At 71.0% G+C, this 26,714-nt stretch carries 24 protein-coding genes; 18 read left to right on the top strand and 6 right to left on the bottom strand.

Going from position 1 to position 26,714, the window contains the following annotated elements; genetic code table 11:
- Position 1 precedes the first annotated feature (1 nt).
- Positions 2-1,090, bottom strand: coding sequence for an acyltransferase family protein (locus VZQ01_RS13485; RefSeq protein WP_426748960.1), 1,089 nt, complete (start codon positions 1,088-1,090; stop codon positions 2-4).
- A gap of 326 nt (positions 1,091-1,416) precedes the next feature.
- On the opposite strand from VZQ01_RS13485, the gene VZQ01_RS13480 reads away from it, so the two are divergent.
- The 5 genes from VZQ01_RS13480 to VZQ01_RS13460 all read left to right on the top strand — a co-directional run bounded on the left by VZQ01_RS13480 (position 1,417) and on the right by VZQ01_RS13460 (position 7,615).
- Positions 1,417-2,901 carry an MraY family glycosyltransferase gene (locus tag VZQ01_RS13480; RefSeq protein ID WP_248542338.1) on the top strand — a complete coding sequence of 495 codons (1,485 nt, stop codon included), beginning with the start codon at positions 1,417-1,419 and terminating at the stop codon, positions 2,899-2,901.
- Entirely contained in the window at positions 2,898-3,935 is a 1,038-nt protein-coding gene (locus VZQ01_RS13475; protein ID WP_426748019.1) for a nucleotidyltransferase domain-containing protein, read from the top strand. The genes VZQ01_RS13480 and VZQ01_RS13475 overlap by 4 nt, the downstream gene beginning before the upstream one ends.
- A 118-nt stretch (positions 3,936-4,053) precedes the next feature.
- A complete protein-coding gene (locus VZQ01_RS13470) occupies positions 4,054-5,025 on the top strand; it encodes a nucleotidyltransferase family protein (protein WP_223783459.1) in 972 nt (323 codons plus the stop codon).
- 101 nt (positions 5,026-5,126) lie between these two features.
- Positions 5,127-6,428, top strand: coding sequence for a UDP-glucose dehydrogenase family protein (locus tag VZQ01_RS13465; protein ID WP_223746135.1), 1,302 nt, complete (start codon positions 5,127-5,129; stop codon positions 6,426-6,428).
- A complete protein-coding gene (locus VZQ01_RS13460) occupies positions 6,425-7,615 on the top strand; it encodes an acyltransferase family protein (protein ID WP_408888040.1) in 1,191 nt (396 codons plus the stop codon). Before VZQ01_RS13465 ends, VZQ01_RS13460 begins: the two co-directional genes overlap by 4 nt.
- A gap of 14 nt (positions 7,616-7,629) precedes the next feature.
- On the opposite strand, the gene VZQ01_RS13455 is transcribed toward VZQ01_RS13460, so the two are convergent.
- Positions 7,630-7,920, bottom strand: coding sequence for a hypothetical protein (locus VZQ01_RS13455; protein ID WP_141324650.1), 291 nt, complete (start codon positions 7,918-7,920; stop codon positions 7,630-7,632).
- A gap of 185 nt (positions 7,921-8,105) precedes the next feature.
- Here VZQ01_RS13455 and VZQ01_RS13450 point away from each other — a divergent pair, with 185 nt between their 5' ends.
- Positions 8,106-10,706: an O-antigen ligase family protein gene (locus VZQ01_RS13450; RefSeq protein ID WP_426748017.1), complete on the top strand. Its 2,601-nt coding sequence runs from the start codon at positions 8,106-8,108 to the stop codon at positions 10,704-10,706.
- A 6-nt stretch (positions 10,707-10,712) separates the two neighbouring features.
- On the opposite strand, the gene VZQ01_RS13445 is transcribed toward VZQ01_RS13450, so the two are convergent.
- Together VZQ01_RS13445 and astB are read right to left on the bottom strand one after the other, a co-directional pair.
- Positions 10,713-11,252 (bottom strand): aminoacyl-tRNA deacylase, encoded by a 540-nt coding sequence (locus VZQ01_RS13445; RefSeq protein ID WP_141324648.1) that lies wholly within the window; start codon positions 11,250-11,252, stop codon positions 10,713-10,715.
- Positions 11,253-11,380: 128 nt separating this feature from the next.
- Positions 11,381-12,703, bottom strand: coding sequence for an N-succinylarginine dihydrolase (gene astB, locus VZQ01_RS13440; protein WP_426748015.1), 1,323 nt, complete (start codon positions 12,701-12,703; stop codon positions 11,381-11,383).
- Between the two features lie 5 nt (positions 12,704-12,708).
- Here astB and VZQ01_RS13435 point away from each other — a divergent pair, with 5 nt between their 5' ends.
- The 9 genes from VZQ01_RS13435 to hpf all read left to right on the top strand — a co-directional run bounded on the left by VZQ01_RS13435 (position 12,709) and on the right by hpf (position 20,836).
- Positions 12,709-13,683 (top strand): lysophospholipid acyltransferase family protein, encoded by a 975-nt coding sequence (locus VZQ01_RS13435; protein ID WP_223746139.1) that lies wholly within the window; start codon positions 12,709-12,711, stop codon positions 13,681-13,683.
- A 14-nt stretch (positions 13,684-13,697) separates the two neighbouring features.
- Positions 13,698-14,258: a hypothetical protein gene (locus tag VZQ01_RS13430; protein ID WP_426748014.1), complete on the top strand. Its 561-nt coding sequence runs from the start codon at positions 13,698-13,700 to the stop codon at positions 14,256-14,258.
- Positions 14,251-14,841 carry an LptA/OstA family protein gene (locus VZQ01_RS13425; RefSeq protein ID WP_223746141.1) on the top strand — a complete coding sequence of 197 codons (591 nt, stop codon included), beginning with the start codon at positions 14,251-14,253 and terminating at the stop codon, positions 14,839-14,841. Before VZQ01_RS13430 ends, VZQ01_RS13425 begins: the two co-directional genes overlap by 8 nt.
- Positions 14,838-15,581: an LPS export ABC transporter ATP-binding protein gene (gene lptB, locus VZQ01_RS13420; RefSeq protein ID WP_046711212.1), complete on the top strand. Its 744-nt coding sequence runs from the start codon at positions 14,838-14,840 to the stop codon at positions 15,579-15,581. Before VZQ01_RS13425 ends, lptB begins: the two co-directional genes overlap by 4 nt.
- A gap of 249 nt (positions 15,582-15,830) precedes the next feature.
- Positions 15,831-17,348, top strand: a complete 1,518-nt coding sequence (gene rpoN / locus VZQ01_RS13415; protein ID WP_223746142.1) for an RNA polymerase factor sigma-54 — start codon at positions 15,831-15,833, stop codon at positions 17,346-17,348.
- 57 nt (positions 17,349-17,405) lie between these two features.
- A complete protein-coding gene (locus tag VZQ01_RS13410; RefSeq protein ID WP_426748013.1) occupies positions 17,406-18,056 on the top strand; it encodes a GNAT family N-acetyltransferase in 651 nt (216 codons plus the stop codon).
- A gap of 95 nt (positions 18,057-18,151) precedes the next feature.
- Positions 18,152-18,922 (top strand): hypothetical protein, encoded by a 771-nt coding sequence (locus tag VZQ01_RS13405; RefSeq protein WP_426748012.1) that lies wholly within the window; start codon positions 18,152-18,154, stop codon positions 18,920-18,922.
- Between the two features lie 118 nt (positions 18,923-19,040).
- Complete coding sequence (locus tag VZQ01_RS13400) at positions 19,041-19,925, top strand: SDR family oxidoreductase (RefSeq protein ID WP_426748011.1); 885 nt, start codon at positions 19,041-19,043, stop codon at positions 19,923-19,925.
- A gap of 236 nt (positions 19,926-20,161) precedes the next feature.
- On the top strand, positions 20,162-20,836 hold the full coding sequence (gene hpf / locus VZQ01_RS13395; protein WP_223746146.1) for a ribosome hibernation-promoting factor, HPF/YfiA family: 675 nt from the start codon (positions 20,162-20,164) through the stop codon (positions 20,834-20,836).
- A 305-nt stretch (positions 20,837-21,141) separates the two neighbouring features.
- On the opposite strand, the gene VZQ01_RS13390 is transcribed toward hpf, so the two are convergent.
- Positions 21,142-21,759: a hypothetical protein gene (locus tag VZQ01_RS13390; RefSeq protein WP_223746147.1), complete on the bottom strand. Its 618-nt coding sequence runs from the start codon at positions 21,757-21,759 to the stop codon at positions 21,142-21,144.
- A gap of 234 nt (positions 21,760-21,993) precedes the next feature.
- Here VZQ01_RS13390 and VZQ01_RS13385 point away from each other — a divergent pair, with 234 nt between their 5' ends.
- Together VZQ01_RS13385 and VZQ01_RS13380 are read left to right on the top strand one after the other, a co-directional pair.
- Positions 21,994-22,455 (top strand): PTS sugar transporter subunit IIA, encoded by a 462-nt coding sequence (locus VZQ01_RS13385; protein WP_046711218.1) that lies wholly within the window; start codon positions 21,994-21,996, stop codon positions 22,453-22,455.
- A 21-nt stretch (positions 22,456-22,476) separates the two neighbouring features.
- A complete protein-coding gene (locus tag VZQ01_RS13380; protein WP_141324636.1) occupies positions 22,477-23,322 on the top strand; it encodes a hypothetical protein in 846 nt (281 codons plus the stop codon).
- Here the strand turns inward: VZQ01_RS13380 and dtd are convergent.
- A complete protein-coding gene (gene dtd, locus VZQ01_RS13375) occupies positions 23,319-23,789 on the bottom strand; it encodes a D-aminoacyl-tRNA deacylase (RefSeq protein ID WP_223783449.1) in 471 nt (156 codons plus the stop codon). The two genes, VZQ01_RS13380 and dtd, sit on opposite strands and share 4 nt — an antisense overlap.
- Before the next feature lie 215 nt (positions 23,790-24,004).
- Here dtd and dacB point away from each other — a divergent pair, with 215 nt between their 5' ends.
- On the top strand, positions 24,005-26,275 hold the full coding sequence (dacB, locus tag VZQ01_RS13370; protein ID WP_223783448.1) for a D-alanyl-D-alanine carboxypeptidase/D-alanyl-D-alanine endopeptidase: 2,271 nt from the start codon (positions 24,005-24,007) through the stop codon (positions 26,273-26,275).
- Positions 26,276-26,714 lie beyond the last annotated feature (439 nt).

The raw sequence follows: 26,714 nt of genomic DNA, 5'->3' as shown, positions 1-26,714 counted from the left end.
CCTACGGAGACAAGACGCCGGGCGGGAGCGCCCCTCGGGTCAACAGCCAGTCTCGCAGCTTGAGGCACGGCTTCTCCACCGCGACGTAGGTCACCCACGAAACGCCCAACGTCAGGGCGAGGTACGCGAGGAGGTCCAGCCCCCACGCGCCCAGGCGGAGGTCCAGCCGCTCCACTATTCGCAGCACGAGCCCGTGCCAGAGATACGCGCCATAGGACAGCAGCGCGATTTGATAGATGGCCCAACGCGGAACCCGGGGGAGCTGGAGCGACTCGATACCCACGAGCACCCCGCCGAAGCCCACCGCCAGTCCAGCGAACAGCCAGACGTGGTTCGTCGTCGTCACGATGGCGCCGTGGTGCCCCACCGTCAGCGCCAGCACGCCCACGCCCACGAGGCCACACAGCATCCGCCCTCGCGGCGACCAGCTCCTCCACGTGGGCGCGGTCTTCGCCAGGAACACGCCGATGCCCAGCCCATCCAGGTGCAGCTCGGTGGACCAGGGCGCGAGCGTGTCCAGGCTCGACATCGTGACGTCCGCCGGCAGGCCGCGCGAGAAGAGCCAGCGCGCCGTGACGCTCAAGGCCACCGAGCCCAGCCATGCCCACGCGGGCCAGCGTCGCCCACCCAGCGCGAAGGCGAGCAGCGGCAGCACCAGGTAGAAGTGCTCCTCCACGCACAAGGACCAGCTCTGCACGAAGTCGCGCGGGTGGCCGAAGTTCTGGAGGAACAGGGCGTAGTGCCAGCCGCCTCCCACGAACGGCGTGCCCACCAGCCACGGCTTGAGCGCGTAGAGCGCGAGCACCACGAAGTACAGCGGCAGCGTGCGCATCCAGCGCTTCAGCCAGAAGGTGCGCAGCTGCGCACCCAGCGTGGGCCCCTCTTCCGTGGCGAAGACCTGCCGACCCACGAGGTAGCCCGAGAGCACGAAGAACAGGTCCACGCCCATCCATCCGTGCGCGAACGCGAAGCGCACCGCGTACGGCACGGCGTCATGCACCGCCGCGGGCGCATGGAACACCAGCACGCCGAGGATGGCGAAGGCCCGCAGCACATCCAGCCCATCCATGCGCCGCGGGGACGCGAGCACGCCACTCAACGGGTTGCTCCCGACGGCGGCGGTCCGTGGGCTTGTAGGCGGATGGATGTCCGGGGAGGCATGCGCAAGAGGTGGGCGCATTGTGTCCCCCGACGCGAAGCCGTCAACAGCGGACGACGAAGGGCCTGCCAGCAGGGCCGGCCTCTCGCATTCTCCGTCGACGAGGAATCGGTTCCGTTCGAGGTCAACAATGACACGCCACAGCCCGCATGGTTGCTCGGCGAGGGACGACTCGTGCGACATCCGGGTGTCGCACAACGACATTCATTGACGCGCCGTGACGCTCACCGTCAGCATGACGAAGGCGGCCCACCTCGATGATCACCTTCTTCGTTGCCTTCCTCGTTTCGCTGATGGTCGCCCTGGGGCTCACGTACGTCGTGCGCAACCAGGCCCTCGCGTGGGGGTGGCTCGACCAGGCCAATTCCAGTCGCAAGGTCCACGTGCGGCCCATTCCCCGGCTCGGGGGAATCGGAATCGTCGCGGGCTTCTTCGCGCCCCTGTGCGCGCTGTTCCTGGTGGACTCCGGTGTCGGGCACAACTTCCGCTCCCACACGGACCTGGTGATGGGGCTGTTCGTCGGCGGTGGCGTCATCGCCGCGCTCGGGCTCTACGACGACTTGCGAGGCGCGAACGCGCGGCTGAAGTTCAGCGTGCAGTTCGCGGTGGCGCTCGGGCTGTATGCGCTGGGCTTCCGCATCGAGGTCATCGCCAATCCCTTCGGCCCCGAGCTGACGCTGGGCGCGCTGAGCCTGCCCTTCACCGTGCTGTGGATGGTGGGCGTGGTCAACGCGCTCAACCTCATCGACGGGCTGGATGGGCTCGCGGGCGGCGTGGCGTTCTTCGGCGTGAGCACCAACTTCATCCTCGCGCTGTCGCGAGGCGACGTGCTGCTGTGCCTGCTGATGGCGGCGCTCGCGGGGGCCATCCTCGGGTTCCTCGTCTTCAACTTCAACCCGGCCTCCATCTTCATGGGGGACACGGGCAGCATGTTCCTGGGCTTCGTGCTCGCGGCGGTCTCCATCAAGACGAGCACCAAGAGCGGCACCGCGGTGGCCATGCTCGTGCCCATCATGGCGCTGGGCCTGCCCATCATGGACACGCTGCTCGCGGTGATTCGCCGCTCGCTCTTGGGCCGCCCGCTGTTCAGCGCGGACAAGGAGCACATCCATCACCGCGTGATGAGCCGCATGGTGCTCAGCCACCGCTCCACCGTGCTGGTGCTGTATGCCCTGTGCGGCCTGTTCATGCTCACCGCGCTGGGCCTGAACTTCGCCAACAGCGCGCAGAGCGCCCTGCTCCTGTGCGGCATGGGCGTGGTCATCGCGGTGATGATGCGCAAGCTGGGCTACCTGGACCTGGGACGGGCCGGGGACATGCAGCAGCGCCGTCAGCGAAACCTCCGGCTGCGCTCGGTGGTGAAGCAGGTCATCGGCTCGGTGCGTGAGGCTCGCTCGCCGCAGGAGGTCTGGAGCGCCGTGCGCCCGCTGGCGGACATGCTGGGCGTGTCTCGCCAGGAGCTGCGCTTCCAGCAGGCCCACGACGAGCTCGTGGAGGGCATCGTCTTCGAGACCGAGCGCGCCGCGGGGCTGTCGCTGCCCTTCGAGCGGAGGCTCGAGGTGAAGGACGAGGACCAGGTGCTCGGCTCGCTGCTGCTCGTCTGGCGCGATGGCCGCGACGCCATCGACCGGGACGAGGAGCTGGCGCTGGAGCTGGTGGCGGATGCCATCGCCGAGCGCGCCGTGAAGTTCCTGTCCGTCGCGGACGCTGAACCCGGGCGCGTCATCGCGCTGCGCCGATGACGACCCGCCCAGGCCCGAGCCCCCTCGTCGGGCTGCTGCGCGCCTGGCCCGAGCCCCCGGAGATTCGCGCTCCCCAGGGCGCCGAGGCGGATGCCTTCGTGCGGAGCGCCGTCCGCCACGGGCTCGCCGGGTTCGTGGCCCACGCGGTGGGACAGGCGGGGTGGCAGCTCCCCTCGGAGTCGAGCGCGCTGCTGCGCCGGGAGTCACTCGCCGGCGCGGCCCGCTCGCTCCAGGTCAAGGCGCTGTTGCTCAAGAGCCTGGAGGCGCTGTCCCGCGAGGGAATCGTCCCCGTGTCGCTCAAGGGCTACGGCCTGGCGCTGAGGCTGTACCCGGACCCGCTCCAGCGCGCCACGCGCGACGTGGACCTGCTCGTGTCCCGCACCGAGGTGGCGACGGCGGTGCACCAGCTCTCCAGCCTGGGGCTGACGGTGCGCCCGTCGCGCGATGGGCGCCACTCGGACGTGGACTCGCACCACCTGGAGCTGGAGGGGAAGGCGGGGCTCGTGGAGCTGCACTTCCGCGCGCTGGCGGGCTGGGGCAGGGCGCTCGAGGGGGACGCGCTGCTGGCGCGCGCGGTGGAGGGGACGGTGGACGGCCACCGGGTGCGGTGGCTTGGCCCCGAGGACGAGGCCGTCTACCTGGCCCTCCACGCCAGCCACCACCTGCTGCAGCGGCTGGCGTGGCTGTTCGACCTGAAGCTCCTGGCGGCGCGGGGCCTGGACTGGGACCGCGTCATCGAGGGGGCTCGGGACTCGGGGCTGCCCCAGCTCGTCTTCCACGGCTGGGAGGTCGCACGGCGGCTATTGGGCGCGCCGGTGCCGGAGGACGTCCTCGCCGCGCTCGCGCCCTCGGGGTGGCGCAGGCGCCTGGGGCGGAGGTTCTTCTCCGAGTCTCGCCTGGTGGCGACCGAGCTGGTGCACAGCCGTCCGCGCTGGATGGCGGCGAAGCTGCTCCTGTCGCCCGAGCCCGTGGCGATGGTCCGCTATTCGCTGCGGCGCCTGGACACCCTGCTGCGCGGCCCGCCGGACAGGTGAGCGGGTGGGGGCTCGCCCTGGGGGACGGGCCGGATGTCCGCTGTCCACCACGGCGTCGTCCCGAGGGGCGCAGGCAGTGATTGCAGGGCATGCGGTGGGCCCGTTAAAGGGGGCCACCATGCCGCTCAGCCTGCTCGACACCTTCCGCGTCCTCGCCTCGTTCGACCCACCGCGAGGTGCCCTCAAGGGCGCGCCCTGGGAGGAGTACGTGGACTGGGCCATCGCCCAGGGCCTGGCGCCGCTGGCGGCGTACAACCTGGAGTACCGCCTGGGCGCCAGCGCCGCGCCCGAGTGGGCCCGCGACAGGCTGCTCTCCGTCTACCAGGGCTCCGTCAACGACAACGTGATGAAGCTCGTCAACTTCAAGCAGGTCGTCGACGAGCTGGAGGGGCGCAAGCTGGTCCTCATGGGCTCGGCAGCCTTCGCCGAGGCGCTCTATCCGCACATCGGCTTCCGCCCCGTGCTCGAGCTGCAGCTGCTCCTGCGCCGCATGGACGTGGACGGCTTCGCCGGCTTCCTCTCCAACCACGAGTTCAAGCCGGAGGCGGACACCTCCCACAGCGGCGCCACCAAGGTCGTCACCGACGGCCGCACCGCCATCCACCTCTACTCCGACATCCTGGGTCCCCAGCGCCGCGAGCAGACCGCCGGCATCATCGAGCGTGCCAAGCCGATGAAGGTCTACGGCCCCTCCATGTACCGGGCCGACCTGGAGGATTCGGTCCTCCTGGTCTGCCTGGAGCACGCGCGTCAGGGGTACGACGTACCCTGGCTGTCCTTCATCGACCTCCGCGAGCTCGTCACGGGCGCCAAGTGGATGGGCGGTGTCTACTCGCGCCCGCTGGATGTGCCCGCGCTGCTCGCCCGGGCCGCCGACTGGCGACTGGAGCGCGCCCTGTACACGTCGCTGTCCATCATCGCCCGCCTCTTCCCGGAGGCCGCGGCCGATGCCACCGCCGCGCTGCCGCCCCTGCGCCGGGCGACGCGCGAGCTGTTGGACCGCACGGTGGTGGGTCCAGTCAGCACCCCCGGGCGGACCTCGGCTCTCAGGGGCTTGGAAAGAGTGCGGCGCCTGCTCACCGGGCAGTGAGCCCGCCCGGTTGCTGAACTGCCCCAGGGACGGGCTTCCTTTCCGAGCGCGTCCCGGCGTATGAGTTCTGGTCAAGACACCTCCCCACTGGGACTCCTTCAATGCGTATTGCCATCATCGGAACGGGCTACGTCGGCCTGGTCGCGGGCACCTGCTTCGCGGACTCGGGCAACGACGTCACGTGCGTGGACATCGACGAGCGGAAGATTCGGATGCTCCAGGCGGGCGAGGTGCCCATCTACGAGCCCGGGCTCGAGGAGCTCATCAAGAAGAACGTGCGCGAGAAGCGCCTGTTCTTCACGCGCGACCTGGCCGAGGCCGTCTCCAACGCGCACGTGGTGTTCATCGCGGTGGGCACGCCCGAGGGTGAGACGGGCGACGCCGACCTCCAGTACGTGCTGGCCGCCGCCGAGCAGATCGGCAAGGCGATGAAGCAGTACACGGTGGTGGTGGACAAGAGCACCGTGCCGGTGGGCACCGCGGACAAGGTGCGCGAGGCCATCCGCAAGGTGACGAGCGTGGAGTTCGACGTCGTCTCCAATCCGGAGTTCCTCAAGGAGGGCGCCGCGCTGGACGACTTCCTCAAGCCGGACCGCGTGGTCATCGGCGTGGACTCCGAGCGCGGCCGCAAGGTGATGGGCGAGCTGTACGCGCCCTTCGTGCGCACCGAGAACCCGGTGCTCTTCATGGACACGCGCTCGGCGGAGCTGACCAAGTACGCCGCCAACGCGATGCTCGCCACGCGCATCTCCTTCATGAACGACATCTCCGCGCTCTGCGAGAAGGTGGGCGCGGACGTGGACTTCGTGCGCAAGGGCCTGGGCTCCGACAAGCGCATCGGCTACCCGTTCCTGTTCCCGGGCGTGGGCTACGGCGGCTCGTGCTTCCCCAAGGACGTGAAGGCGCTGGGCGCCACCGCGCGCGAGTTCGGCCTGGAGCTGGACCTGCTGCGCGCCGTGGAGCGCACCAACGAGCGGCAGAAGAAGCTCCTGGTGAACAAGGCGGCCAAGCACTTCGGCGGCTCGCTGGAGGGCAAGAAGTTCGGCGTGTGGGGCCTGGCCTTCAAGCCGAAGACGGACGACATGCGCGAGGCGCCGTCCATCGAGGTCATCGAGGGCCTCATCGGCAAGGGCGCCACGGTGGTGGCGCACGACCCGGTGGCCACGCACACGGCCAGGCGCGTCTTCGGTGACCGCATCCGCTACGCCAGCGTGCCCTACGAGGCGCTGGAGGGCGTGGACGCGCTCTTCGTCGTCACGGAGTGGAACGAGTTCCGTCACCCGGACTTCGAGCGCATGAAGTCGCTGATGAAGGCGCCGGTCATCTTCGACGGCCGCAACGTGTTCGACCCCGTGCGCATGCGCGAGCTGGGCTTCACGTACTACGGCATCGGCCGGCGGTGAGCCGGGGCGGTTCACTCGATGCGTTGACGGGGCTGCGCTTCTTCGCGGCCCTGCATGTCGTGCTGTTCCACTTCGCGCGTCCGGCCCTGGCGCCGGCGCCGGAGTGGCTGCAGAACCTGGTGGGCGCGGGCTTCTCGGCCGTGGGCGTGTTCTTCGTCCTGTCCGGCTTCGTGCTCGCCTGGAACTACCTGGACGCGGACGGGCGCATGGAGACGGGCACGCGCGCCTTCCTCGCGGCCCGCGTGGCCCGCGTCTATCCCGTGTATCTGCTCACCTTCCTGCTGTCCGCGCCGCCCACCATGCTCGCCTCGTTCGCGAGCAACGCGTGGCACGTGGCCTTGGTGAAGCTCGCGGTGGCGGCGGTGGCGACGCTGGCCCTGGTGCAGGCGTGGGTGCCGCTGCTCGCGCTGTACTGGAACCCGCCGGGCTGGTCCGTGGCGGTGGAGGCGTTCTTCTACGCGCTGTTCCCGAAGCTCGCGCGCGGGCTGTCGCGCCTGAAGCCGTCCTTGTTGCCCGTGGCGCTGGGCGCGACGTGGGTGCTGGGGCTCGTGCCGCCGGTGCTCTACCTCGCGCTGCGACCCGATGGGCTGGACACGGTGGATGCGCACTCGTGGGGCGCGTGGCTGGCGGTGCTCAAGTTCGCGCCGCTCTCGCGCCTGCCGGAGTTCCTCTTCGGCGTGCTCCTGGGCTGGTGCTTCGTGCGTGAGCGGCAGGCGGGTGCGGCGAAGGGCTCGGGCGCGGTGCTGGCGGCCTTGGGCGCGGCGATGCTGGTGGCGGCGGGCGCGGCGGGCGAGCGCATTCCGTACGTGCTGATGCACAACGCGCTGTTGGCGCCCGCCTCGGGGCTGCTCGTGTACGGGCTGGCGCGGGGTGGGGGCCTGCTGGGCCGGGTGCTGTCACGCCCGTGGGCGGTGCACCTGGGCTCGGCGAGCTACGCGCTGTACCTGCTCCAGTACCCCGCGGGCGAGGCGGCGATGAAGCTGGAGCGCGTGCTGTCGCCGTGGGTGGACCTCAACACGCCGTGGGGCTGGCTGGGCTCGGTGCTGCTGTTGGCGCTGCCCGCGTCCGTGCTGGTGCACCGGTACGTGGAGACGCCGATGCGCTCCCGGGTGCGCAAGGCGCTGCAGCCGTGGGTGGACGCGGAGGGTGCATCCACGCGCGCGCGGCCGGTGGCGCCGGGGGCCTGAGGGCTACCGCCTCCTCAGTCGATGCCGCCCTCGCGGGCGATGCCGCACTCGCGCTTGCCCTCGGCGGTTTCAATCTTCTTGCAGTCGCAGCCGGCGAGCTTCGTCTCGCAGACGGCCTCCTGCTCGGGGGTGGGCTCCACCCGGCTCTCCTCGCGCGAGGCGTTCTGGAGGCAGAGTTCCTTCTCCACCGAGTTGATGGAGCAGTCGCACAGCTTCTCGGACAGCTCGCGGCAGGGCCCCTTGCAGCCGGCGAGGCCGGACAGGGTGGCGCAGAGGAGGGCGGTGGCGAGCAGGAAGCGGCGCATGGGTGCGGGCGAAGATGCCAGAAGGTCTTCGGGATGCAAGCCCACTCGGGGGCCGTAGGGGTTTTCAACGCCGGACAGGGAGGGAGGGGCTCCGCGCCTGCCGGCCCTGTCAGCCGCCGAGCAGGACGTGCGGGCCGGAAAGCAGAGGGTTGCGGAGCCCATGCCATACTCGCAAGCCCTCTCGCATGGCCCCCTCGCAACGCAGCAGCTCCCGGTACACCCGGCTCGCCGAAGTGGCCCTGGCCATGCTCGTCGTCGTGTGTCCGCTGGCGCTCGGCGGCGCGGCGAAGTGGGTGCTCGTCCCGCTGGGCCTCCTCTCCGGCGCGGCGGCCCTGCTGGCGTGCATCGGCGCGCGGCGACACGGTCAGTCGCTGCGCTTCCCGCTCATGGCCTCGCCCCTGGCCGCGGGCGCGGCGCTGTGCGCGGTGCAGCTCGTCCCCCTGCCCTCGGGCGTGCTGGGGTGGGTGAGCCCCGAGGCCGCGGCGCTGCGGGAGTTCGCGCTGGAGCCCCTGGGCCTGGGCGGCGCGCGGCCCGTGTCGCTGGACCCGCCGGCCACGTGGCGTGAGCTGTCGAAGCACCTGGCGTACCTGCTCGTCTTCCTCGCCACGGTCCAGGTGTCGCGCTCGAAGGACAGCCGTCGCAGGCTGCTCGCGGTGGTGACCTTCACGGGCGCGGCGGTGACGCTGGTGGGGCTGGGCCACGCGCTCATGGGCGTGACGTCGCTGTTCGGCCTGCGCTCCTGGGTGCACGCGCATCCGACGCTGGTGACGTTCTTCGGCAACCCCAATCACCTGGCGGGCTTCCTCGGACTGGGGGCGTCGGTGGGCGTGGGGCTGGCGCTCACGATGCGGCCTCCCATGAAGGCGCTGCCGTATGCGCTGGCGGCGGGCGCGTGTGGGCTGGGCGTGGTGCTGACGCTGTCGCGCGGCGGCATCGTGTTCCTCGTCCTCGGTCAGGGACTGCTCGCGCTGTGGCTCGCGCGAAGGCGCCAGGAGGACCGGCGCGGCGTCACGTCCGCGCGGAGCTTCGTCCCGGTGCTGGGGCTCGTGGCGGTGCTGGCCGTGGGCGCGTACGCGGTGGCGGAGCCGCTCTGGGCCGAGGCCCGCTCGGCGGACAGCCTGGAGAAGCTGGGCCAGTCCAAGGTGTCGCTGTGGCCGATGATGGCGAGGGCAGCCGCGTCCTTCCCGGCGCTGGGCATGGGGCGCGGCGCGTTCGAGGCGGCCTTCCCGCGCTACCAGTCCGAGCTCAACCCGAACACGCTCACGCACCCGGAGAACGCCGTGCTCCAGCTGGCGGCGGAGCTGGGCCTGCCCGGGTTGCTGCTGCTGGTCCTGGCCGTCTGGGGCTTCGCGCGGCTGGCGCGACGCGAGGGGCTGGACGCGCTGGAGGTGTCCGCGCTCGCGGGCGTGGCGGCGCTGGCCCTGCACAACCTCTTCGACTTCAGCCTGGAGCTGCCGGCCTGCGCGGTGGCGGCGCTGGTGGTGCTCGGCACGGTGGCGCGCCCTCGCGAGCGCGACACCGCGGATGCGTGGGCGCTGCCTTCGTCCCTCGTCTCGCTGGGCGCCAGTGGTGCGCTGATGGCGGTGGCGTTGGTGGCCTTGCTGCCCGGTGCCTCGCGACTCTCGGACGCGGAGACCGAGCTGGCGGAGCAGGTCCGCGCGCGGGCGCCGGTGGAGACGGTGCATGCGCGGGGGCTCGCGCTCATCGACCGGCACCCGGCCGACTACCTGCTGTATCGACTGGTGGCCTCCGCGCACGCGGCGCGAGGGGTCGAGGGCGCGAGCCAGACGCTGGCCTTCGTGAATCGCGCGCTGTACCTGGCGCCGCTGGACGCGGTGTCACATCGGGTCGCGGCGCATGCGCTGCTGGCGATGGGGCACCGCTCGCAGGCCTTCCTGGAGTACCGGCTGGCGTACGAGGCGGGCGAGAAGGGCGCGCTCGTGGGCGACGCGGTCCGACGGGCGCGCACGGTGGAGGACCTGGTGGCGATGACGCCGGACTCGCCCGACATCGCCGGGGCGCTGCTGGACGCGCTGTCCTGGCATCTGAATCGTTCGGACCTTGCGCTGGCCTATGGTGCCTGGGCGCGAGAGCACTTCGAGGGCCGCCCGGGTGTCACGGCCCTGTGGGCCCGGGAGGCGCGGCTGCGGCTGACGCGCAAGGAGCTGCCCGAGGCGGAGGCGGCCTGCGTGCAGGTCGAGCGTCGAGCGCCGGGTGAGCGTGACACCGCGCTCCTGCGCGCCGAGGTGCTCCGGGGGCGAGGAGAGAGCGACGCCGCGTTGAGGGACATCGAGGCCCTGCGCTCACGTCACCCCGAGGACCTGGAGCTGGCCCTCATCCTGGCCTCCTGGCAGATGGACGCGGGCCTGACGCGGCGGGCGCGCCAGACGCTCCAGGAGGTGGGCGGCCTCGTCACGGACTACCGTCAGCGGGCGCGCCTCTTGTCGATGGAGGCGGACGGGCTCGAGCGCGAGGGGCTCCTGTCGCGCGCGGTGGACCGGCGGCAGACGGTGGCCCGGCTCCTGCCGAGCGCGGAGGCCCACTTCGCGGTGGCGCGGCTGCAGGAGTCACTCAAGCGCTACGACGCGGCGGCCCGCTCGGTGAGCGAGGGACTGGCGCTGTTGCCGCCCGATGCCCGCGAGGCCGCGCGCGCCTGGATGACGCGGCTGGAGTCCGCCGAGCGTGCTCGCGTGGACTCGCGTCGCAAGGAGCTCTTGAGCGACCCGCGCGCGCAGGAGCTGGAGCACCTGCTGGGAGACTCCCGCGAGCCGCTCGTGGAACCCTGACCCTCCTCACGCCGGAATCGGCGCGTCCTGCTCCATCAGGATGGGAGGGATGACGGTGACGGCCGAGGCCGAGGGTTGAAGCCGCTCGTGGATGAACGAGGCGACGAGCGGCCACTCCAGCGTGGCGAAGTCCTGGAAGCGCATCTCCAGGGCCTCCTCGTGCGAGCCCGCGCGGAAGAGCAGGTGCTCGGTGAGGCTCAACGTCTCATCCACCGCCACGGGCAGGCCGTACAGCTCGCCGAAGGGCGGCTCCGCGCCCACCTCGCAGTCCGGGAAGTGGTCGGAGAACTCCCGCTCGGTGGCGAGCCGGGCGGTGCGCACGCCGAGCAGCTCCCGCACGCGCTCCAAATCCACGGTGCCCGCCGCGGGGACGACGAAGATCCAGGGCTGACGGTCCGCCATCACGATGACGGACTTGGCCACGCGCCAGCCGGAGACATGGAGCGCCTCGGCCAGCTCCTGGGCGGTGACCGCCCGGGGGTGCCAGTAGCGCTCGTAGAGGACTCGGTTGCGACGCAGATAGTATTGGATGGAAGCCGGAATCACGGGACGCCACCTCCTTGAACGAAAGGTGTGTCACCGCGACGGTTGGGGCCACGGCACTCCTCGCCCCTCGGGACGGAGCCCCCGGTGCGAGGGCTCGGCGTCCTGTCACTGGAGCAGGCGGGCGGGCGTCACTGCTGGAAGTCGTAGACGCTGCCGAGCTTGAGGATGCGCGTCAGCTCGTCCAGCGCCGTCATCGTCTCGCGCGCGAGCAGCGGGTCCTGCAAATCCCTGGGACGCAGCACGTCGCGGTAGTGGCGGCGCACCCATGCGGCCAGGGATTCGTGCAGGGCGGGCGTGTAGAAGACGTCCGCGTGGATGGCGCGGCGCTCGGTGTCCGTCAGCCACACGCGCTGGCGCAGGCAGGCGGGCCCGCCGCCGTTGTTCATGGACTGGCGCACGTCCAGGTAGTGCACCGCCTTCACCGGCGTGTCCTCGGCCACCACGCGCTCCAGGAAGCCTCGGGCCGCGGGCGTCTCGCGGCTCTCGATGGGCGCGACGATGGCCATCGTCCCGTCCGGCAGCGTCAGCACCTGCGAGTTGAAGGGGTACGCCTTCACCGCGTCCTTGGGGGGCAGCTCCGCGCTGCTGGCCACCACCGCGCGGAAGTCCGGGCCCAGCTTCTCGCGCAGCACCTGGAGCAGCCCCGGGTGGTCCACGAAGGCCAGCTCGTGCAGCATGAGGAAGCGCTCGTTGCCCACCGCGAGCACGTCCGTGTGGAAGGCCCCCGCGTCGATGCCCTCGGGGTGCTGCTGCGGGAAGAGCACCGAGCGCGCGTCCAACTGGTGCAGCCGCGCGAGCGCCTGGCTCGCCTCCAGCGTCTGGCGCGCCGGGAAGCGCTTGGGGCCCGTCACGTCCTGCCACGCGCTGCGGCCCCAGGCGAGCAGGTGCACCCCCGCGTGCCCCGGGGTGGCCAGGCGTGTGTGGTTGGCCGCGCCCTCGTCCGCGAAGTGGCTGCCGGGCGGCAGGGGCGCGTGCACCGCGAAGTGCTTCTCGTCGGCGAAGATGGCGCGAAGCACCGCGTGCGTGGTGTCCGCCTCCAGCGCGCGGTGGAACATCTGCGACAGGTTGGCGGGCGTCAGGTGCACCCGGCCGTCCGCCGTGTCGGAGCTGGGCGCCACGGTGGCCGCGTTGGCGGTCCACATGGAGGATGCGCTGGAGGTCAGCCGCAGCAGGTGCTCGGCCTCGCGCGCGGCGCGGGTGATGACCTCCTCGTCGGTGCCGGTGAAGCCCAGGGTCCTCAGGGCGCGCAGCGAGGGGCGCGGCTGGGGTGGCAGCACCGCCTGGCCGACCCCCAGGCCGGAGACGAAGCGCATCTTCTCCAGGCCCTGGAGCGCGGCCTCCCGGGGATGGCTCGACTCTCCGACGTGACTCTGTGACGCCAGGTTGCCGGGCGACAGACCCGCGTAGTTGTGGGTAGGACCGACGAGCCCGTCGAAGTTGTATTCGCGCATGGGATATGGAGCGACGTGTGGAGCGTCCACCCTTAGCAAAGCGCCTGAAACGTTTCCTCCGGTACCTGCTCATCCGGACGGTCCTGTTGTGCCTTCAACCCCTCCCCCTGGGGTGGGCCCGGGCCCTGGGCTCTCGCCTGGGCGGGTGGGCCTACACGATTGCGGGCGGTGAGCGCCGCAAGGCCCTGAAGTCCCTCGGCACCGCGTTTCCGGAGAAGTCCGACGCACAGCGGCAGGCGCTGGCCCGCGCGTCCTTCCGTCACCTGGGCGCCGCGGCGCTGGAGGTGGCCTGCACGGGCGCGCTGGACCGGGGGCTGGAGTCGCTGGTGGCATGGCCGGAGGCGGACCGGGCGGTGCTGGACGCGGCCCTGGCGAAGGGCAAGGGCGTGGTCTTCATCTCCGGGCACGTGGGCAACTGGGAGCTGTTGGCCCGGCGGGTGGCGCGGGCGGGCTACCCCAGCCAGAGCATCGCGAAGGAGACCACGGACCCGCGCCTGACGAAGCTGGTGGAGCGCTTCCGGGAGCGGGGTGGGGTGCGCAGCATCTGGCGGGGCCAGGACGGCGCGGCGCGGGCCATGCTGCGCGCGCTCCGGGCCGGTGAAATCCTGGGGCTGCTCATCGACCAGGACACCAAGGTGCAGTCGCTCTTCGTGCCCTTCTTCGGGCAGCTGGCGGCCACGCCCCGCGCGGCGGCGGACCTGGCCGTGCGCACGGGCGCGGCGGTGGTGACGGGCTTCTGTCACCGCGTGGAGGGCGGCGGCTACCGGCTGGTCATGGAGGACGTGCCCCTGCCCGAGGTCGAGGACCGCGAGGCCGCGGCGCTGGCGCTCACCGCCGCCCTGTCGGCGCGAATCGAGGCGGCCATCCGGCGCACCCCCGAGCAGTGGGTGTGGATGCATCAGCGCTGGAAGACGCGGCCCCCCGTCGAGGCCTCCCCCCAGGCCCTGCTCGCCGGGGCGGCGCCGGCCACCGCCCGGTGATAGAAGGCACCCTCGTGTCGCGCTCCGAGCCCGTCCGCCTCCTCGCCCTCTGCCTGCTCGTCGCGGCGTGCTCCCCGCGTCGCCCGGCGGAGGGGGCGTCCCAGCAGCCTCCGCCGCAGGTGGTGCTCCGCGGCGCGCGCCTGGTGTCCTACGAGGGCGAGCGCCTGACGCTGTCGGGCACGGCCGAGTCGCTGACGTACCAGCGCTCCGGCGGCGACGTGCAGGCCACGAACGCGACCTTGCGCATCCCCCCGGGCACCCCCGAGCAGGGCATGTCGGTGGGCACCGAGAAGGGCCTGGACATCAGCGCCCCGAATATGGAGGGCAGCCTCGCGTCCAAGCAGCTGGTGGCGTCCGGCGGCGTGGTGGTGCGCACGGGCGAGGGCATGGTGGTGGAGACGCCGCGGTTGACCTACGACGCCGTGGAGAAGGGCGCGCGGGGCAACGAGGGCGTGAAGGTACGAGGGCCGGCGTACCGGTTGCGGGCGGACCGCTTCGAGCTGTCCTTCCCGGATGAGACGTTCACCTTCGAAGGCTCGGTGGAGACCGTGCTGGGAGAATCAGGGCGTGATTGAGTTCCTCGTGATGGCCTTCTTCGTGGCGCAGCCGGTGCCCGCCGTCGCCGCCGCCACGCCCACGGATGGGGGCACGCCTGCCGCCGCCGCCGCGGGCAGCCCGGGCCAGGGGCCCCTGGGGCCGGTGGACCTGAAGGAGCCGGTGCAGATCAACGCCGACCTCATCGAGGGCGGCAAGTCGCAGGCCACGCTCACCGGCAACGTGAAGGTGAAGCACCGCACCCTGGACCTGAAGTGCGACCGGATGACCGCCTACTTCGCGCCGCCCCGCGTGGTGACGCGCGTGGTGTGCACCGGCGGCGTGCACGCGGTGGACGGCGACCGCATGGCCCGCGGCGAGCGCGCCGAGTACGACGTCGCCTCGGGCGTGCTCGTCGTCACCGGCACCCCGGAGGCGCGCCAGGGGACCACGTACATGCGAGGGACGAAGGTCCGCCTCACGCTGGGCAGCGAGAAGCTCGAGGTGGAGAACGCCGTCATCATCTTCGAGTCGCCGCCGTCGGCCCCCTCGTCCCCCAAGCGCAAGGCCGCGCCCGCGCCCGCTCGCACGGCCCCCGTGGCCCCGGAGGCGGCGCCGCGATGAGCGACGCGAAGCTGTACGCGGAGGGGCTCAAGAAGGCCTATCGCGGGCGCCAGGTGGTCAACGGCGTGTCCTTCACCGTGTCCCCGGGCGAGGTGGTGGGCCTGCTGGGCCCCAACGGCGCCGGCAAGACGACCAGCTTCAACATGGTGGTGGGCCTGGTGACGCCCGACGCGGGCCGCGTGCGTGTGGGCGACGAGGACCTCACGCACCTGCCCATGCACCGCCGCGCGCGCCGGGGCGTGGGCTACCTGCCCCAGGAAGCCTCCGTGTTCCGCAAGCTCACCGTGCGCGACAACTTCCTGTCCGTGCTGGAGCTGCAGAAGGGCCTGGACAAGAAGGCCCGCGAGGCCCGCGCCAGCGCCATCCTGGAGGAGTTCGGCCTCTCCCACGTCGCGGAGTCCCTGGGCGGCACCCTCTCCGGCGGCGAGCGCCGCCGCGCCGAGATTGCCCGGAGCCTGTTGCCCCAGCCGCGCTTCATCCTCTTCGACGAGCCCTTCGCCGGCGTGGACCCCATCAACGTGGGTGACCTCCAGCGGCAGATCTTCCTGCTGCGCGAGCGCGGCCTGGGCGTCCTCATCACCGACCACAACGTCCAGGACACCCTGGGCATCTGTGATAGGGCCTACATCATCACACAAGGGCAAATCCTCGAGGAGGGCACCCCCGCGGAGATCGCCGCCTCGCCCCGCGCGCGCGCCGTCTACCTGGGGGAGCGGTTCCGCCTCCAGCAGCCGCTTTGAGGGACGACTGGCAAGCGGCCAACCGAGTGCATAGACTCCGGTTGGCCTCGCTTTTGCGTCGACAGGTCAACAAGGCCCAGTCACGCTCAGTGCGTGCAAGCTCTTGGTTTCCTTGTGGAATTTTGAATATGCAAGCAAGGGACCACGATTCGGGCACTAGACGCCGTCAGGGGGCCTTGTTACGTTGGCACGGTCTTTGATTGGTCCCGTGTCGTGTAGGGGCTGAATCACTCGGGGAGACCCTGTCTCATGGCGATGGAACTCAAACAAAGCCTGAAGCTTGCGCAGCAGCTGGTGATGACGCCGCAGCTGCAGCAGGCCATCAAGCTGCTTCAGCTCTCCCGGATGGAGCTGCTGGAGCAGGTCCGCGAGGAGATGGATCAGAATCCACTCCTGGAGCAGCCGGACGAGCAGGCACCGGGCGACGTGGGGGACAAGGAGCCCGGAGAGGCGTCGCTGGAGGCGGACAACGTCGAGATTCCGCGCGACGTGGAGCTGCCGTCGGCCTCCGGGGACAACGCCCCGGAGTTCAAGGCGGACGGGGACGGGCCCCCGGAGATCGACTGGGAGCAGTACCTCAACAGCTACCAGTTCAACGAGCCCACCACGGCGTCCAACAAGGGCAACGTGGCCACGGACGACCTGCCGTCGTTCGAGGCGAACCTGGTCAAGAAGGAGGACCTGGTCGACCACATCCAGGAGCAGCTGGGCACGCTGCGCCTGAACGACGCCGAGCGCCGCATCGCGATGCTCATCCTGGGCAACCTGGATGACGACGGCTACCTCAAGCTGCCGGACATCGAGGGAGACCCGCTCATCCGCCTGGCCAACGAGGCGGACGTGCCGATGCACATCGCCGAGCGCACCCTGCGTCGCATCCAGATGCTGGAGCCGCGCGGCTGCGGCGCTCGCGACTTGCAGGAGTGCCTGCTCATCCAGCTGCAGGGGATGAAGGAGCCGCAGGCGCCGCTGTTGGGCCTCATCATCAAGCGGCACATGAAGTACCTGGAGAGCAAGAACCTGCCCGCCATCGCCAAGGACCTGAAGGTCACCTTGGAAGAGGTGGTGGAGGCGGTGAAGCTGCTCCCCAAGCTGGACCCGAAGCCGGGCCGCAACTTCAGCGGGGACGACGCGCAGTACATCACCCCCGACGTCTTCGTCTACAAGATGGGGGACGAGTACACGGTGGTGCTCAACGACGACGGCCTGTCGAAGCTGCGCATCTCCGGCACCTACCGGAACGCGCTGAAGACGGGCGCGGTGGGCCCCGGCCAGACGAAGGACTTCATCCAGGACAAGCTGCGCAGCGCGGTGTGGCTCATCCGCTCCATCCACCAGCGGCAGCGGACCATCTACAAGGTCACCGAGAGCATCGTGAAGTTCCAGCGCGACTTCCTGGACAAGGGCATCGCGCACCTCAAGCCCCTCATCCTGCGCGACGTGGCCGAGGACATCGGCATGCACGAGTCCACGGTGAGCCGCGTGACGACGAGCAAGTACGTGCACACGCCGCAGGGCATCTTCGAGCTGAAGTACTTCTTCAACTCGTCCATCGCCCGCGTGTCCGGCGAGGACACCGCCAGCGAGGCGGTGAAGCACCACATCAAGCAGCTCGTCGCGCAGGAGGACGCGCGCAACCCGTACTCGGACCAGAAGATCGTCGAGCTCTTGCGCTCGCAGGGCACCGAGATCGCGCGCCGCACGGTGGCCAAGTACCGCGAGGTGCTGGGCATCCTCCCGAGCAGCAAGCGCAAGCGGTACTACTGAGACCGCGACAAGTGGCTCTTGGCGCGAGGGGTTGCGCCGACGGACAGTGGGCGTCTCATGAGCGCCCCTGTCCTCCTGCTTCCCTCGGACGAGGGGCTCCCCTGGAGGGAGCCCCTGCCGCTGGTCGTTCCCCCCGTCGTCCTCGAAGGCCGCGCGGTGCGCCTGGAGCCCCTGGCGCTCGAGCACGCCCCGGCCCTCGCCGCGTTGTGCGAGGACGAGCTCTTCACGTACTTCACGGTGGTGCCTCGCACGCTCGCGGACGTGGAGCGCTTCATCGCGGACCGCCTGCGCGGCGCGGAGAAGGGCACCGAGCGCCCGTTCGTCATCCTCGAGAAGGCCACGGGCACACCCGTGGGCTCCACCAGCTACCTGGACATCCAGCGCGACAGCCGCACGCTGGAGATCGGCTGGACGTGGCTGGGCCGCCGGGTGTGGCGCACGCGCGTCAACACCGAGTGCAAGTTCCTGCTGCTCCAGCTTGCCTTCGAGTCGCTGGGCGTCATGCGCGTGCAGCTCAAGACGGACCAGCGCAACACGCGCTCGCGCGCCGCGATTGAGCGGCTGGGCGCGAAGTTCGAGGGCATCCTCCGCCACCACGTCCTGGTGCGGGGTGGGGTGGTGCGCGACAGCGCCTACTACTCCGTCATCGACACCGAGTGGCCGGCGGTGAGGGCGCGGCTGTCGGGGATGCTCCAGGAGGAGGCCTAGCGAGCAGGCGGGCTACGGGGCGGGGTGGGAAAGGCAACGCCCCCGTGCCGTTGTGCTCCCGTCGGGCGGGCGCGGGCGGTATAGGTGCGGCCCGTATGCACTCTTCCTCTCGTTTCCGTGGTGTGTCGGGTGTCCTGGCCGCGCTCGGGCTCCTCGTGGCTGGCTGTGGCTCCTCGCTGAAGGAGCAGGACGTGGACCTGGCGGGGCTGTCCGGCCGCACGCTCTTGTACACGCACGCGGACGTGGACCTGTTCGAGGGCGAGCAGGCCGCGGGCTCGCACCGCGTCACCGTCACCTTCTCTCAGGCGGGCGGCGACGTCTGCACGCGGTTGAACGATGGCGTCGCGGCGACGTTCAACGGCGAGCCCATGCAGGTGGAGCGGGGCGGGGTGGACGGCACTGCGGGCCGCGACGTGTGCCTGCCCACGCGCGCCTTTCTCGACTTCAACCCGGAGTCGTGGGGCGCGCTGCCGCCCACCGATGCGCGCGTCGTCTTCCAGGACGGGAGTGGCACCATCACCCTCGTCATGAAGGAGGCCCAGACCAGGCGCTACTTCGAAGGCCCGTTCGGCACGTCGCGGCTGCTACGCGGGCAGAGCTACTCGTATCAGTGGATGCCGTCGAGCGAGTCGCTTGAGTCTGCTGGCGCCACGTTCCTGGCCGAGGGGGGCTCCGTCCCCGCGAATCTCACCACCACGCGCGATGGCGGCCGCGTCAGTTTCACCATACCGCCGAACATGGGGGCCTCCACGTACCTGTTCACCTTGAAGGGCCAGGTCCGCGGCGAGGTGCTGGAGTGCTCGGGCGTAGTGAACTGCTCGGGCACCTACTTCCACTCCGAGGAGCACGTGGTCTCGGTGCAGTAGCCCTCCGCTCGCATCCCTCCGGGGCGGGCGGGCACGTGAGCCCGCTTCGCCCGGTTGTCGTGGCCCGCCTCGGACGCCACCGTGCAGGGACCCTCTTTCCCCTGAACGGAGCGCAGCCATGGCTCAGAAGAACCCCGACCCGCGTGAGGCGGGCCCCAAGCCGCCCTTCCCCGAGCAGACTCAAGCCCACCCGGGCAAGGAGGGGCGGATGTCGCCGGAGCCGGACTACGGCGAGCAGTCCTACAAGGGGCTGGGGCGGCTGAAGGACCGCGTGGCGCTCGTCACCGGTGGCGACAGCGGCATCGGCCGTGCGGTGTGCCTGGCCTTCGCGCGCGAGGGCGCCGACGTGGCCGTCTCCTACTTGAGCGAGGGGGACGACGCCCGACAGGTGCAGCGCGTGGTGGAGGACGCGGGGCGCTCGGCGCTGCTGTTGCCCGGGGACCTGGCGGTGGAGGCGAAGTGCCGCGAGCTCGTGGAGGCGACGGTGAAGCGCTTCGGTCGCATCGACGTGCTCGTCAACAACGCGGCCTTCCAGGGCAAGGCGGTGGAGAGGTTCGAGGAGCTGGACGCCGAGCGCGTGGAGCGCACGTTCCGCGTCAACATCCTCGCGATGTTCCACCTGGTGCGCTACGCGCTGCCGCACATGAAGGCCGGCGGCACCATCATCAACACCGCCTCCATCCAGGCGTATCAACCCACGCCGCCGCTGCTCGACTACGCCACCACGAAGGGCGCCATCGTCACCTTCACCAAGGGCCTGGCGCAGCAGCTCATCGAGCGCGGCATCCGCGTCAACGCCGTGGCGCCCGGCCCCGTGTGGACGCCGCTGATTCCGCAGTCCTTCGACGGCAAGCAGGTGTCGACGTTCGGCGAGGACTCGCCCATGGGCCGCCCCGCGCAGCCGGCGGAGCTGGCGCCGTCCTACGTGTTCCTCGCCTCGGATGAATCGCGCTTCGTGAACGCGGAGGTGTTGGGTGTCACCGGAGGAAGGCTGCTCGCCTGAGCCCGTGTCCCGAGCTACCCGGTGCGCCGTTGTCCGTGCGGCGGCGCACCGCCTGATTCCGAGGGGTTGAAGAGTCTGGTGCCCCGCAGGTCCGAGCACCAGTCACGGCGTGTTGTCAGGCCCCGGACGGCAGGTGCGCTTGGGAAGAGTCAACCTGGGGGGACGGGTTGCTTTCCCGGGGGCAGAACGTTTCTGATCTGTCACGCAGCTCCCCTCACCCTAGGAGGCAGCCACGCATGCAGTTCAACATCACCTTCCGTCAGTTCGGGGCGTCGGATTCCCTCAAGGAGTACGCACGCGAGAAGGTCGAGCGGGTGAACAAGCTGTTGGATAGAGCAGGAGAGGCACACGTCGTCCTGTGGTTGGAAGCCAACCACATCCACCACGCGGACATCACCGTCCACTCCGGCGCCTGGGTGCTCCGCGGGCGCGACAAGAGCAGTGACATGTACGCGTCCATCGACCTGGCGATGGACAAGATCGAACGACAGCTGCGCCGCTACCGCGACAAGCTCAAGACGCATCACGGAAAGGAGCGCGTCCACCACCGTCAGGACCTGGTGAACCACCTGAAGGTGCGTCACGCCGTCTTCGAGGTGCCGGACGCGGAGGAGCTGGCGGACATCGCCGAGCAGTCCACGGTGGACACGCCCGCGCCGAAGCTCGCCGCCGCCCCGCCCGCGACCCCCGTGGCCGCCACGACGCGCGTGGTGAGCTCCACCCAGCTCACCGTCAAGCCGCTGTCGGTGGACGAGGCGGTGATGCAGATGAACCTGATGAACAACGACTTCTACGTGTTCCACAACGTGGAGTCGGACGCGCTGGGCATCGTCTACCGGCGCAAGGATGGCCAGTACGGCCTCATCGAGCCCCACGAGCCGCCCGCGCTGGCCGCGGCCGCCGGCACCTGAGGCGAGGGCCTGAAGGAAGCGTCGCGCTCCGCCACCCCCCTCGAGGAGGCGGAGCGCGGACGCTCCCATCCAGTCGATGACGGGAGCGTCGTCGGTCCTTCACGGATGCTGCTTCCCACGAGGCTCGCGGTCGGCCACGGCCTTGTCGGTGTCCCCCCAACCGCCCGGGTAGGGCGGCTGGCGCATCCATCCCCAAGAACGCCTGGGCCCACCGCGCATATCGCGGGGGGCTTCCGGTAAAAACGACGCGCCCCATCTCTCCCCCGGGAGATGGAGCGCGCCTCGGCCCTGGCTGGGAGGGGCCGTCAGTAGCCCTTCTTGCAACTGGACATCCCCTGCGCGTTGCGCAGGTCGGTGAACACGCCGGTGGAGACGGCCACGGGCGTGGTGACGGCGGGGGCCCGGACGTTGACGAGCGCCAGCGTCATCAGCGCGGCCCGCTCACCCAGCGGGCGCGAGTGGATGGCGGAGGGGAAGGCCACGACGATGTCCGTCTCGCGCGCTCCCCCGCACTCGCGCATGCCCGAGAGCGCCTCCGCCTCCCGTTTCAGGAGGTAGACGCAGCTGCCCACCCGGCCATGCAGCCACGTGCCGTCCTCGGTGAGGTCCACCGGCTGGCCGCCGAAGGTGCCCCAGACGCGGGTGTCGTCCCCCTCGGCCAGCTCCAGCCGCGTGCCCTGCTGGGCCACCGAGCCCGTGAGCAACTGGTAGTCCCACTGGAGCGCCACGGGGTGGCGGCGGTAGCGCCCGTGCATGCTGTTGTCGGAGATGCTCAGCGTGGAGGTGGGGCCGGTGATGGCGTCTCCCCGCAGGAGCAGGGACTCCTCGGCGGCGTCTCCCAGCGCGGAGCCCTGGACACCGGTCGTGGCGCAGCCGGTGGCCAGCAGCGAGAGGACAAGGCTCGAGCACAGCGTTCGCTTCATGGCGGTCGCTCCCCTTTTCGTTTGCTGTCGTGGTTCACTGAAGGAAACGGACGCTGGGGGAGGGCATATCGTCCCCTGGGGGACGGCGGGGCGGGGAGACATGGGGGCGGCCCGTGGTCCCGGTCCCTGACGCGCAGTGAGCGGGGGTGGCGCCGGGACGACAGGCGACCCTTGCGCGAATCGAGGGTGAGGAGTAATTGCCGCCATCTCAGGAGCGCCAGCGCGGGAGCGTCAGTGAGAATCGCCGAGTTCCTCAGCCCCCAAGCCGTCATCGCGGACATGCAGTCGCGGACGAAGCAGGAGGTGTTGCGCGAGCTGAGCGCCACGTTGGCCCGGGCCCACCCCCCGCTCCTGGAGGAGCGGCTGGTGGAGGTGCTGCGCGAGCGCGAGAAGCTGGGCAGCACCGGCATCGGCGAGGGGGTGGCCATCCCCCACGGCAAGCTGCCGGGCATGACGCAGCTGCAGGCGGCCTTCGGCGTGTCCCGCGCGGGCGTGGACTTCGAGGCCATCGACGGCAAGCCCACCCACCTGTTCTTCGCCCTGGTGGCCCCGGAGAACAGCGCCGGCGTGCACCTGAAGGCCCTGGCCCGCATCTCCCGGCTCTTCAAGAACCCCCGCTTCCGGGCCGCCATCCTCGAGGCGCCCACGACCGCGGAAATCCACGCGCTCATCATCCAGGAAGACGCCCGGCCCTGAGCGCCGGGCCGGGGGGACACCATGGACGTGGTGCTGCGGCCCATCAACGACGCGTTCTTCCACGAGCAGGTGCTCCCGTTCCTCACGCGCGCCATGGGCGACGCCAGCGGGGCCCTGGAGTCGCTGATGGAGCAGCTGGGGGACGGCCAGTCGCGCATGCTGTGCGAGCGCATGCTGGCGACGTCAGTGCCCGGCGGCCTGGGCTCGGTGGACGCGGACCCCTGGGCGGACCTGGTGGACCGGCTCGCCTTCCAGCCGTGGAGGACGGGGCCCATGGGCTGGGAGGTGGACCCTCGCCACGCGGGGTACGCGGACGCCTGGGACGAGGCGCTGCACCTGGCGCTGATGCTGGAGGAGGCCCACTACCCCTACTGGGACAACCGCACGTCCCGCGAGGTGCGCGACGGCTTCCGCCTGCGTCCGCTGGCGGACGTGGGGCTGGCCTCGCTGCTGGCGGGGCAGTGGGACCCCTTCCCGGAGTTCCCCCCGGACCGCGTCTTCGTCACCCAGGGCCGGGGCGAGTACTTCCCCAACGAGCGCTTCGCCTTCGCGGACTGGGCCTGGCGCCCGGCGCGCGCGGTGGCGCACTGGCAGGTGAACCTGCCGCGCAAGCTGGAGCGGCTGCTCACGCGCGAGCAGGAGCGCATGAAGCTGCCGTCGTTGCCGGAGCGTGACGAGGTGCTCGCCTACTGGCTGGGCAAGCAGGCACAACCGCCGCCGCTGACGGTGGCCTTCTCCGGGCTGGGGCCGCGCGCGGCGAACTGGATTCGCGAGCTGGGCGCGCTCACCGGCCACATCCGTCAGGCGGCGCTGGCGAAGCAGGGCCTCGCGGCGCTCGTCACCAAGGGCACCTCCGTCCGCATCTAGGCCTTGGGCGTGGCGGCGGCGGTGCTCCCGGGGCTCTCCAACAGGAGCGTGACGGGCCCGTCGTTGACGAGCGCCACCTTCATGTCCGCGGCGAAGATGCCGGTGCCCACGGACAGGCCGCGCTGACGCAGGCCCTCACAGGCCTTCTCGTACAGGGCCTTGGCCACGGTGGGCTCCATGGCGTCGATGAAGCTGGGGCGCCGGCCCTTGCGCGCGTCGCCGTAGAGCGTGAACTGGCTGACGACGATGAGCTGCCGCGAGGTGTCCTCCAGCGACAGGTTCATCTTGCCGCCCGCGTCCTCGAAGATGCGCAGCGTGGCGAGCTTCTCCACCATCCAGGCCACGTCCGCCTCGGTGTCGCCCTTGCCCACGCCCAGGAGCACCAGCAGCCCCGGGCCGATGTCGCTCACCTTCTGCCCGTCCACCGTCACCGACGCTTCCAGCACCCGCTGCACCACCGCACGCATCGAACTTTCCTCCCAGGGCCGATTGTCCACCGACGACTGTCAGGGGCGCGTGGCATCTTGCGCCCTTGGATTATGAAAAGAAGTCCACATGCCAGGGCGGCCAAATTGTTCTTGGCGGTAGAGCGAGCGCCCAGCCGTGGACTCCCGCACCCCCTCTCCCTTGCCGTGGTTTCACGCGATTCACCATAATGGCCGCCGACTTCCCCGGAGCGTGCGTGCAGGTTCTTCGAGCCAGACACCTCTTGGCCGCGACGGCCATCGTTTCCCTGCTGCTTCCCCCCGGTGCCCTGGCGGCGCCGCCCTCCGCCGAGAAGCGCGCGGACCGCGAGGCGTTGCGCGCGGCGCTGCTCGAGGTGCTCCAGCGTGCCCCGCTCAAGGTGAGCCGGGTGGGCGTGCACATGCAGAGCCTGGATGACGGCGCGGTGGTGTTCACCCACAACGCGGACGAGCTGCTCAACCCCGCGTCCAACGTGAAGCTCGTCACGTCCGCGGCGGCGCTGGCGACGCTCGGGCCGGAGTTCCGCTACGAGACGGAGTTCCTCGTGGACCCGGAGCTGGGCGCGGACGGCAAGGTGAAGACGCTCTACGTGCGCGGCAAGGGCGACCCGTCCGTCACCACCGAGCGGCTGTGGGGCATGGTGTCGGAGCTGTGGCACGTGGGCGTGCGCGAGGTGGGCGAAATCGTCGTGGACGACTCGTGGTTCGACGCCGAGCGCACGCCGCCCGGGTATGACCAGGAGGACTCGGACCGGGCGTACATGGCGCCCACGGGCGCGCTGAGCCTCAACTGGAACGCGGCGGCCATCTACCTGCGGCCCGGCGCGAGCGCGGGCGCCAAGGGCGTGGTGGAGATGGAGCCGCCCAGCGACTACTTCATCGTCGACAACCAGCTCTCCACGGGAGCGCGCCGGGCGCGGCGGGTGTCGGTGACGTCGGACCCGGTGGGGCCGCAGCAGAAGATTGTCGTGCGCGGGCAGGTGCCGCCCGAGCGCGGCGGCGCGGTGAGTGTCTGGAAGAAGATCGACAACCCGCCCATGTACTTCGGCCAGACGCTCAAGCAGCTCCTGAACACGCGGGGCGTCAAGGCGAAGGGGAGGGTGCGCGCGGGGGCGACGCCGTCGCGTGCCCGGGCGGTGTACGTGGCGCAGTCGGACACGTTCGACGTGCTGCTCAAGCGGCTCAACAAGCTCTCCAGCAACTTCGTCGCCGAGCAGCTGCTCAAGACGATGGGCGCCGAGGGGCGGGGCCAGCCGGGCACCTTCACCAAGGGCGTGGAGGTGGTGGAGCAGTTCCTCGAGCGCGACGTGGGCATCCAGCGCGGCACGTACGTGATGAAGAACGGCAGCGGGTTGAACGACGCGAACCGCTTCTCGGCCACGCAGCTCAACAAGCTCCTGCGCTACATGTATGAGCGCTTCCCGTTCGCGCCGGAGTACCTGTCCTCGGTGCCCATCGCGGGCAAGGACGGCACGCTCAAGTACCGCTTCGAGGGCAGCGACGCGGTGGGCCGGCTGCGCGCGAAGACGGGCACGCTGGAGGGGGTGTCCGCGCTGAGCGGCTACGTGACGAGCGCGGGCGGTGAGCGCTTCTCGTTCTCGATGATGGTGAACGACTTCGCGGGCCGGGCCGGGCCCATCGTCGCGGGGCTGGACGCGCTGGGCGCGGCGGTGGCGGCCACGGGCTCCAGCCTGGGGCCCTCGAGCGCGGTGGCGTCGCTGGCGGACGGTGGCAAGGCGGCGGGCGCGATTGGGGACGTGGCCTCGCGCGTGAAGACGTACCTGGAGCTGGGCCGTCAGAGGGATCCGCGCAACCTGGGCTTCCTGCGCACGGCGTGGCGCAGCGAGAGGGACCCGGCGGTGCGCGCGGTGCTGGCGGAGGGCCTGTACCAGTCCAACCCGCACGACTACCTGGGCGCGCGCACGTTGCTGGACAGCTACTCGGCGGGCAGCGACGTGTATGGCCGGCTGAGGGAGGTGGCGCGGGTGCTGGCGGTGGAGGTGCCGGGCGTCACGAGCATGGTGGAGCTGGCGGCCGGTGGGAACACGGAGGCGCTGGCGCGGGTGCTGGAGCTCGCGGGCGCCACGGGCGCGGATGCCACGGCGCAGGGCGAGATGTCGGTGGCCCTGGGGGAGGTGGCTCGCACGGCGCCGGAGGAGCTGGTGGTGGCGCTGCGCGCGGCGTCGACCTCGGACCGCGAGGCGTCCACGACGCTGCTGGCCCGGGCGCTGGTGCAGACGGGCCAGGCGGACCATCCGTTCTGGAAGTCGCTGCGCAAGCTGGTGGGCGCGGCGGATCCGCAGGTGGCGACGTTCGCCAAGGGCCTGGACTCGACGCTGTCGCAGAAGGTGGCGGAGGCCAAGGCCCGCCCGGTGGAAGGCGCGCCGGTGCAGGTGGTGGCTCCGGCGGGCAATCCGCCTCCGGCGTCCTCGAAGCCCCAGGGCAGCGCCCCCGAGGCCCGCACCGCCGAGACGCACCCGGGCGGGTAGCGAGCGTCGCGCCACCGCGGGCCGTCGTACCGGAAGGCGCCCGGGCGGGTGGCCTTCCGGGGCCGGGGCTCGCATCTTTGAGCTGCATCCGGGCGGCGATTCCCTGCCGCGACGCACCTGGCTGCGGGGGCTTTGCGTGCTGTCGCGTGTGCACCGCATCGAAGCGGGCGGCGAGCCCGCCTCAGCTCACCCCGAGCCTCGTTCCACCGAGGGGCATTGCCGGGCGGGTGTCTCCTGGGCGTGACTCAAGGCGGGCCCCGCCGCGCGACGCTCGGGACGCCCCCACGCCCTGGTTCGCCTCGCGTGCGGTCCTGGGTGCACTGAGCCTTCGGGTTCGCGCCCGGGTGGGCCCGTCCCGCACCCGTCAGGTCCTGTCTGCTCGCCTGGTGCGCTGTCGCCCGGGCGGGCCCCGTGCCGCGGTCCGCCTTCTGGAAATGTC

This window comes from Myxococcus faecalis, assembly GCF_050039385.1.
Taxonomy (GTDB): Bacteria; Myxococcota; Myxococcia; order Myxococcales; family Myxococcaceae; genus Myxococcus; species Myxococcus fulvus.
The sequence above is the reverse complement of the archived record's forward strand: the minus strand, read 5'-3'. Positions and strand labels throughout refer to the sequence as shown.

Excerpts from the sequence above, each read along its gene's own strand:
- VZQ01_RS13480 (WP_248542338.1), top strand. The coding sequence starts at position 1,417 with ATGATCACCTTCTTCGTTGCCTTCCTCGTTTCGCTGATGGTCGCCCTG.
- VZQ01_RS13475 (WP_426748019.1), top strand. The coding sequence starts at position 2,898 with ATGACGACCCGCCCAGGCCCGAGCCCCCTCGTCGGGCTGCTGCGCGCC.
- VZQ01_RS13470 (WP_223783459.1), top strand. The coding sequence starts at position 4,054 with ATGCCGCTCAGCCTGCTCGACACCTTCCGCGTCCTCGCCTCGTTCGAC.
- VZQ01_RS13465 (WP_223746135.1), top strand. The coding sequence starts at position 5,127 with ATGCGTATTGCCATCATCGGAACGGGCTACGTCGGCCTGGTCGCGGGC.
- VZQ01_RS13455 (WP_141324650.1), bottom strand. The coding sequence starts at position 7,920 with ATGCGCCGCTTCCTGCTCGCCACCGCCCTCCTCTGCGCCACCCTGTCC.
- VZQ01_RS13450 (WP_426748017.1), top strand. The coding sequence starts at position 8,106 with ATGGCCCCCTCGCAACGCAGCAGCTCCCGGTACACCCGGCTCGCCGAA.
- astB (WP_426748015.1), bottom strand. The coding sequence starts at position 12,703 with ATGCGCGAATACAACTTCGACGGGCTCGTCGGTCCTACCCACAACTAC.
- VZQ01_RS13435 (WP_223746139.1), top strand. The coding sequence starts at position 12,709 with ATGGAGCGACGTGTGGAGCGTCCACCCTTAGCAAAGCGCCTGAAACGT.
- lptB (WP_046711212.1), top strand. The coding sequence starts at position 14,838 with ATGAGCGACGCGAAGCTGTACGCGGAGGGGCTCAAGAAGGCCTATCGC.
- rpoN (WP_223746142.1), top strand. The coding sequence starts at position 15,831 with ATGGCGATGGAACTCAAACAAAGCCTGAAGCTTGCGCAGCAGCTGGTG.
- VZQ01_RS13410 (WP_426748013.1), top strand. The coding sequence starts at position 17,406 with ATGAGCGCCCCTGTCCTCCTGCTTCCCTCGGACGAGGGGCTCCCCTGG.
- VZQ01_RS13405 (WP_426748012.1), top strand. The coding sequence starts at position 18,152 with ATGCACTCTTCCTCTCGTTTCCGTGGTGTGTCGGGTGTCCTGGCCGCG.
- VZQ01_RS13400 (WP_426748011.1), top strand. The coding sequence starts at position 19,041 with ATGGCTCAGAAGAACCCCGACCCGCGTGAGGCGGGCCCCAAGCCGCCC.
- hpf (WP_223746146.1), top strand. The coding sequence starts at position 20,162 with ATGCAGTTCAACATCACCTTCCGTCAGTTCGGGGCGTCGGATTCCCTC.
- VZQ01_RS13390 (WP_223746147.1), bottom strand. The coding sequence starts at position 21,759 with ATGAAGCGAACGCTGTGCTCGAGCCTTGTCCTCTCGCTGCTGGCCACC.
- VZQ01_RS13380 (WP_141324636.1), top strand. The coding sequence starts at position 22,477 with ATGGACGTGGTGCTGCGGCCCATCAACGACGCGTTCTTCCACGAGCAG.
- dtd (WP_223783449.1), bottom strand. The coding sequence starts at position 23,789 with ATGCGTGCGGTGGTGCAGCGGGTGCTGGAAGCGTCGGTGACGGTGGAC.